At 36.3% G+C, this 7,551-nt stretch carries 5 protein-coding genes; 1 reads left to right on the top strand and 4 read right to left on the bottom strand.

Annotation, left to right across the window (positions count from 1 at the left end; all coding sequences use genetic code 11):
* Positions 1-376 (top strand): MBL fold metallo-hydrolase (locus tag N3D17_01180; protein MCX8082003.1); only part of this gene is annotated, 376 nt, incomplete at its 5' end.
* A gap of 23 nt (positions 377-399) precedes the next feature.
* Here N3D17_01180 and N3D17_01175 read toward each other — a convergent pair.
* From N3D17_01175 to N3D17_01160, 4 genes are read right to left on the bottom strand one after another with little or no spacing between them, the layout of a single operon-like run.
* Positions 400-2,397, bottom strand: coding sequence for an OPT/YSL family transporter (locus N3D17_01175; protein ID MCX8082002.1), 1,998 nt, complete (start codon positions 2,395-2,397; stop codon positions 400-402).
* Between the two features lie 14 nt (positions 2,398-2,411).
* Positions 2,412-6,794, bottom strand: coding sequence for a M28 family peptidase (locus tag N3D17_01170; protein MCX8082001.1), 4,383 nt, complete (start codon positions 6,792-6,794; stop codon positions 2,412-2,414).
* On the bottom strand, positions 6,787-7,320 hold the full coding sequence (locus tag N3D17_01165; protein ID MCX8082000.1) for a hypothetical protein: 534 nt from the start codon (positions 7,318-7,320) through the stop codon (positions 6,787-6,789). Before N3D17_01165 ends, N3D17_01170 begins: the two co-directional genes overlap by 8 nt.
* Positions 7,317-7,493: a hypothetical protein gene (locus N3D17_01160; GenBank protein MCX8081999.1), complete on the bottom strand. Its 177-nt coding sequence runs from the start codon at positions 7,491-7,493 to the stop codon at positions 7,317-7,319. The genes N3D17_01165 and N3D17_01160 overlap by 4 nt, the downstream gene beginning before the upstream one ends.
* Positions 7,494-7,551 lie beyond the last annotated feature (58 nt).

Below are 7,551 nucleotides of genomic sequence, written 5' to 3'. Positions count from 1 at the left end.
GGGTATGTGTACAGGTGGTAGAATAAAGCATCATCTTATAACAAACATAGCGAGAGAAGAATCAACTATTGTTTTTGTTGGCTATCAAGCAAAAGGTACACTCGGAAGAGAAATACTTGAAAAACCAGAAAAAGTAAGAATTCTCGGAAAGGACTACCCTGTAAAGGCAACTATTAAGGATATTAATGGTTTCTCTGCACATGCAGGTAAAACAGAACTTTTAAGATGGATAGATGGTTTTATCAAGGCCCCTGAGAAAATTTTTGTTATACATGGTGAAGAAGAAGCATCTTATCAATTTTCTGAACTGTTAAAGAAGAAAAGACCAGAGAGTGAAATTATTGTCCCTGACTACCTTTCTGAATATGAACTCTAACAGTAGATGAATAGTAAGATTATTTAAAATATTATCTGGAAGATGGTCTTTGCTATAAGTGCAACCGCAATTGAAACCATACCTACCAATCCCATACCGCAGGAATATCCTGCAAGTATTATGGGGGTATATCTTTTCCAGTTAGGTCCAACCTTTTTAGAAAAATAGAATCTACCGAGTAATGCTCCCACAAACATAGGAAGTGCCATGTGCGGCAGTATAGATATCCCTCCAACAATTCCATAAAATAAACTTATGGGTGCCTTTAAAAACAGGATTATAAAGTAGAGGGCGAAGCCAATAAGAGAAGAATTAAGTATATACTTGAATTTTATTGCCTCTATCATCCATCTTCTACCCCCTTCCACAGTGCTTGTAGCCCATAGTGCCTGGAACATAGCATCCATAGGCCACATCTTCTGTACATAGGGATAGGTTGAAGATGGTATTGGAGACATCTTCCATATAATTGACCAGAATAAGAAACTGCAGAATAGCATAATAACGAGGGATGTAAACTCTGCTTTATACCAGGAGGTAAATTTTGTCCTGGTAAGTTCAAGTTGCTTAAATTCCTGAGCAACCCATCCATGGTTAAAATAGGGTAGAGGAGCAAACCATATATCTACACCTTTATATCCACTTAATATAAAAGTCCCTTCCCTTACCATCGGAAAGGATATACCACCTGCAACACCAGTAATACCAAACATTCTCGCAGAGGTATATGTAAGGAAAGGGGTAAGGATAAAACCAAAAAATATAAAAAACATTATAGGGAATTTAGGAACAAGAATTTTACATATAATGATATAGATAATAGTAGATAAAGCCCATATTGTTATGGCTATCCATACAGGATAATCTCCTCTTCCTTCAGGTAATTTTTCTGCTATTTTCTCGTTTTCGCTGGCTTCTTTTTTCCTTTTTAAGAAAATCCTTACAATAGTTCCTATACCAATAATAGCGACTACAATACCACCTGCAATAGTTGCATTAATCCAGAAGTCAAGATTAGTTGCTACATTGGCAGGTATAGCAGTCATACCCGGCTGCCAGTTTTTTATAATGCCTGCCTTATAGAGTATTGGATTGCCTACTGTTTTTGCAAGTATAGAGCCGATAAAAGAACCAGTAACCACCCAGAATGGTAAGACAAAACCAGTAAGAACAACTCCTAACTCTGTCATAAATCCGAGCATAGATGAAGGGACTATATCTCCCATTTTTGGTGTAAAGTCCACCCATGGTATAGGTAAAAGCTGGAATGGTTTTGTCATAAGCAGTCCTGTTATTGTTGGTATAACGACATAAAAAGCACCAAATATAACCCCTATCATTGCTGATATACTGAATACCCTCCATCTCCATGTCTCTTTCTTCCCACTTACTTCTGCAAGAGCAATAGCACCTTCAGATGCAACAGGAGCCATAGGGAATGGTAATTTTTCTCTATCGCTTGTAATACGAAAAACAGTATAACCGAGGGTGAATTTATTGATTCTGAAAAGAACATTGTGGATTATCAGTAAAAGTATGGGAATTGCCCATGCCCTATGTAGAAATGTCCTTTTTAAAATTGCTTCTGAACCTGCAGGGGGTACTGCCCAGGAAGGCATATACTTATGTAATTTAAATGACTGTGCATAAGGTGATTGTATAAGATACTGTTTCCATATCATGTCACTGAATGCCCCACCCTGAAGTGTAAGTCCTACTGTTCCAAATACAAGTCCTGTACTTACGAGGGATGCAGCAAGTATATAGATTATATATACCTCCTGCTTTTTTAATTCAACAAAAGACCTTTTGGCTATCTCAACGAGGAGTATCACGGTGACCCATTGTGCAGCCCCTGAAATTCCACCTCCTGTAATAAGTCCTAAATATATTGCCCCAGGCAACATGATAAAACCGATAAAAAGGGCTGCAATAATAGTTCTGATATTAAACCCTTCCTGAAACTCTTCTATTTTCTCTGGTTCAAAAGACATTGTTTTTTCTATCTTTTCTTCTGCCATTATTCCTTCCTTTGTTATTCAAGTTTTAAAAGTTGCTTCCCCTGTCTTGTATAGTTCCTTTTAACATCGCCACTTACTGTTCTCCAGATAAGGAACTGTTTTCTTATACCATCAAGGAATCTTCTGTTAAGACGTTTCCAGTCAGTTGACTCTCCACTTGTTCTCTTCATCATCATATTTATAGTGAAAAATTCATATTGTCCCATAGGTTCCATTATCACTGCAAGATGCTGACTTACTCCTAAGTCAAAGGGAGCCAGCCATATATTCGTTTCTATAATATATTTATTTTTACCTGTTGGTAGTTTTTCATAATTAAGTATGGCACCATTTGTATAGAAATTACCTAAAGAAACATCCTGATAAGAGTTGAAGTAATCAGTAAGAAATGTTGCTAATCCGAGAACTTCAACCTCTGCAACTGTAAATGGGAACTCAAATTCCCAGTTATCACCCTTTGGTTCAGGTAATATCCATTTCCTCGTAACATCAGGCACAGCCATCTGTGCTGCTTTTCTAGCAGGATAAAGGGTTGAGAGCATTACGGTAATAAATATAATGATAGTGGCAAAAACAGCCGACAGAGAAGAATAGTTCAGCACCAGTCCTTTCAACAACCCTGTTACCATAAGGATTTTAACAACCACCTGTCCTAAGAGATACCCGGCAACAGAACCCATTACAGCATATACCATGGATTCTGCAAGGAAAAGAGAAGAGATATGTACAGGAGCAAGTCCTACTGCACTATAAGTGCCGATTTCTCTAATTCTTTCATACACCGAACCGAGCATAGTATTAAGGACTATAAGGGCAGCAATAAGTATGGGAATAATCAGATTGCTTATACCGGAAAAAGATGTAAGTCCCATACTGCTATATACATATGTTTTTTCTCCAAGTCCAGCAAAAAGTATAACAGCGAGTTTTGATATAAAACTTTCCACAGATTCTTTGCCATCTACATTATTATTAAACTTTACCGCGATAGAATGGAGTGTCCCTTTCGTATTCATAAGTGTACCAAAAGGAAGTATTGCGATATTTTCTGCTTCCATGTGGATGAACGATTCTAATTTTGCTTGAGATGTAAATACCTTTGCTGTCTTTTCCATTTTTATCTTCGACAGTTCTCTTTCTGGTAGGACTGAAAAATCAGCGGGAGTAATCCGTTCATCATCAAGGTCCTTTATATCATTTAAAACCTTTTCATCAAATATCCCTTTAAAAACAAAGTCCTTCCCATATATCCATATCCTTGCTTTCCCTATATCTGAATCCGTAAGTCGTAGGTCTCTCACTGCCTTTTTTGATAATAAAACAGACCTTTCATAAATATCATTGAACCATTCTCCTTTTTCTATGGATGTTTTAACAGGAAGAACCTCATTCGGAGAAAGTCCGAGAAGCCCTGACAGAGTAGTAGTATTTTCCATATATTTTATTTCAATGGCACTCCTGTTACCCAATTCATCAAGAACAAACCATGCCCTCGGTGCAATAATACCTTTATCTGAAAATTCATCTTCTGTATAGTCCAGTGCTAAATCCATAAGAGGAGACCAGGAACGGTCTCTGAGTAAAATTCCATTATATACAGGCCTGTATGGCTTTACTATCTGGTTATATTTCATATATGACTTTATGGAGGTAAATGAAAGTACTGTAAATGTTAGAAGGACTAATGTTATAGCAGTGAGCATTGTTCTTATAGGTCTCCTTTTCATATTCGCAACACCCAGAGAAAATGCCGTAGCTGTTGCTGTAATCCTGCCAACATCTGTTTCGTACACCTTTGCTGTCTCCATCTTTAACTGTTTCATCTGTTCTTCAAATTTTGAAGCAACTAATGAAAGTACTATAAGCGATAAAGCAAGCACTATAAATGAAAGCAGGATTACTTCAGGAGCATTTGTCAGTTTGAAAGCAGGGTGTACCATCCGCATAATCCAGTATATAACGATAAAAATACCGAATGTCCCTGCAATCCTTTTTTCAAGTTTTATAAAATTGAATAAAAGACGTTCTCCAAAGAATGCAAAAGGAAGAAGTAGTAAAAAGTAGAATATAACCCCTTTTACAACATCGTTAGCAGTATTTTTAACATCAGGATAGGCACGTGATTCTAATGCCTGTGATTGTCTTGAATACTTTAAAAATTCATACCATTCTTTTTTATTTTTTGCTTCTTCTGCAAGTGATAACAGCCTTCTGGATTCTTTCTGTAGTTCTGCGAGACGTTCATTCTTTATACCGAACTTTTCAAAATTTTCTCTCCTGTATGTATCAAGGATAATCATATCTTTTGCTGCCTGATAAGGAGTGTTATAGATGAAAGATGTCTTGTCTACCTCAAATCCAAGCCCTTCAGCCCTTTCTTTGTTTCCTGTTTCTGAATTCAAAAGTAGTAATCTCTTCCCGAGAGGACCTGCCTGTCCAAGTATTTTAACCTTCATATGTGCTCTTGCAAAAACACATCCTAATGGTTCAGAATAAGAACTCCACTTAAAAGGTACATACTCAGGATATTGCAGAAAATATCCATATTCGCTCGGAACACTATTTGCCATATCAAGCACTTCTATCTTATCCAGTTGAACAAGGTATTGCGGGTCTATAAGGTCTGTAAGGGAGATAGGTTTTGATTCAAAGAGAACTATCATCCAGTCCTTTTCTTTATAATCCATTGTAAGTAAAACCGGATATTGTCCTGCTCCTCCCACGCCGAGGTCAGGAGAAAGAATAATCTCGCCTGTATTTGAATCCATATAAAAAGCAGATAATGTTAATGTATCTCCTGGACCAAGACAAGAAAATACTACCTTACCATTTTCATCTGTAATTCCTACAGGGATATTTCTTACCCCCATGGACGTTTTTTCAAAAGATACTTTATAATGGATTCTCGGTATTACTACTGCTCCAACTACTGGTTCACTCGGTACAAAACTTTTGGTAGGGTCAAAAGTTACTATTTTTGCATTCAGGGTATACAGGTTGTCTTTTATTGTTCCAAACTCAATCTCAGGGAAGAATTCTGGGTCATTGATGGCAATTCTAAGAATCTCTTTTAGAAATCTTGCCTGCCTCATTATATTGTTGATATTAAGTCTTTCATAAGTATCCGCAGGTGTATCAATTCTCCATCTACCATCATTAACAGTAACAAAAGAAAGTGCTGGATTACCTGAAGATAATACAAGTCCTCCATCTGTCCGTATCTTTTCAGGAAGGAATGTCTGCCATATAATTCCTCTTTCAGGGCTTATTCCGTTTACCAGTGCTCTCTCTGGATTATACCCGAGATTCCTGCTAATCCTGTCTGCATACTCCATAAATTTTCTACCATAAGGAGCAAATACTCTCTGACTATAAAAATCATAGGAGTTATGCCAGATTCCTAAACTGTCTGAACCATCTGAAAGGTCAAACCCTATAAAGAGTTTTACATTTATAATGTCTTCTTTGGGTATTTTTTTTCTAAACAAGGGTTCCTGCCTCAAATGCCTCTGGACAAAATTGTCTATTCCATTCATTGTTTGAAAATGTGATGATGTTGCAAGAAAAACGATTGTTCTTGCCGGTGGATTTGCACTGAAGTAATCCAGAATATCCAGGAGAGTTGCTATCCCTGAAGCAGAAGATGCCCCATTTGCGAGAGAAGGCACAACACTAATACTATCATAATATGCCTGTAGTATAATAATATCCTCTTTTAGTTTTTTATCTCTACCTTCAATATAACCATATATGTTACAGTCAGAAACATTTTCCCAGTCCATCCTTGCAAATAAGCAGACCTCTTTTTCCTTCTTTGATAATTCAATGATTGCCTGACTGTTTTTCCCTGCATAGAATCTCGGTATATCTACAGGAATCCCTACAAATTTCTTTTCTGCCTGAATTCTTGTTATATCGCCTGTTTCTGTAAAAATGAATGCTTTAGCACCTAACATAGCAAGTGTCTGCCATTTTGTTCCTGAGTCAAAATCAAGGACAATTATATTGCCCTCTATATCCTTACCGGTTAAATTTCTGATATCTCCATTACCACCATATATAAGTTTTCCCTTTATGCCTTCCGGTGGGACTGTGGATGTCCTTACGAGATTTGGCCAGAGGCAATGGATATCTATCTTTTTATTATCAACAGTAATATATGCGTATTTTTCAACGGGGACAGATGTTTTGAATGTCTCTCTTTTTACCTTTTGTAACCCTGCTTCTTTGAATTTCTTCTCTATAAAATCCGCTGACTGTCTATGTCCTTCTGAACCGGGTATACGGGAAGATAAAGAAGAAAAAAACTTTATATATTCCTCAAGACCTTCGGGATATAATAAGGACTGAAAGAAAAGAAAAAAGATAGCAGGTAGATAAAGAAGTTTTTTATTCATCTCTTAACTCCCTTAATTTTTTCCATGCCTCTGTTGACCCAGGATTTATATTCACTTCATTGATATACTCTCTTTTCGCAGCAGAGAGATTATTTTCTTTTTCATACATCATCCCTTTAAGAAGATGCGCATTCCGATAATATTCATTCTTTCTTAACACCATATCTATAGCCATCCTTGCCTTCTTAAAGTCATTATTATGGAAACTTATAAGTGCAAGGTCAAAAAAAAGATTAACATTATCAGGGAAATAAGTCAACCCTTCTAATACCCATTTTTCTGCATCAGGTATCTGATTTTTCATAATATAAGCCATAACTATCTTCTCGTATAATTCAGCCCTCTGTTTATATTTAAGTCCTTCAGTCCATAAACCAATGGCTTTATCAATCTCTCCCTTTGAAAAATATATATCTCCTTCTTTTATAAGTTTCTGTCCTGAAGAGATATCAGAGCTTACAGAACACCCTCCGGCAAGAACAATAATAATGAAAGAAAAATAAAATTTATATAAAAGCAGTTTCATTTTGTAATATTATCCATTCTTTTTAGCCGTCTTATAAGTATCCAGATAAGAATCGTAAGGGTTAAAACCATAATAATTTTTGATAATAATGTTTCTCTATGTAATATGGTAGGCCACAAAGTAAAGATAGAAATAATGATTATTACATCTTCCCACAAAGGTGTTTTTTCCATTAGTAAAAATTACAGTTAAATAACTTATCTATTCCGCCAAAGAAGATTGCAATGCCGG

The organism is bacterium, from assembly GCA_026414725.1.
Taxonomy (GTDB): domain Bacteria; phylum Ratteibacteria; class UBA8468; order B48-G9; family JAFGKM01; genus JAAYXZ01.
This window is presented reverse-complemented; position numbering and strand designations above follow the sequence as displayed.

What these genes read in the sequence shown, in the direction of transcription:
- N3D17_01175 (MCX8082002.1), bottom strand. Translation starts at nt 2,397, where the DNA reads ATGGCAGAAGAAAAGATAGAAAAAACAATGTCTTTTGAACCAGAGAAA.
- N3D17_01170 (MCX8082001.1), bottom strand. Translation starts at nt 6,794, where the DNA reads ATGAATAAAAAACTTCTTTATCTACCTGCTATCTTTTTTCTTTTCTTT.
- N3D17_01165 (MCX8082000.1), bottom strand. Translation starts at nt 7,320, where the DNA reads ATGAAACTGCTTTTATATAAATTTTATTTTTCTTTCATTATTATTGTT.
- N3D17_01160 (MCX8081999.1), bottom strand. Translation starts at nt 7,493, where the DNA reads ATGGAAAAAACACCTTTGTGGGAAGATGTAATAATCATTATTTCTATC.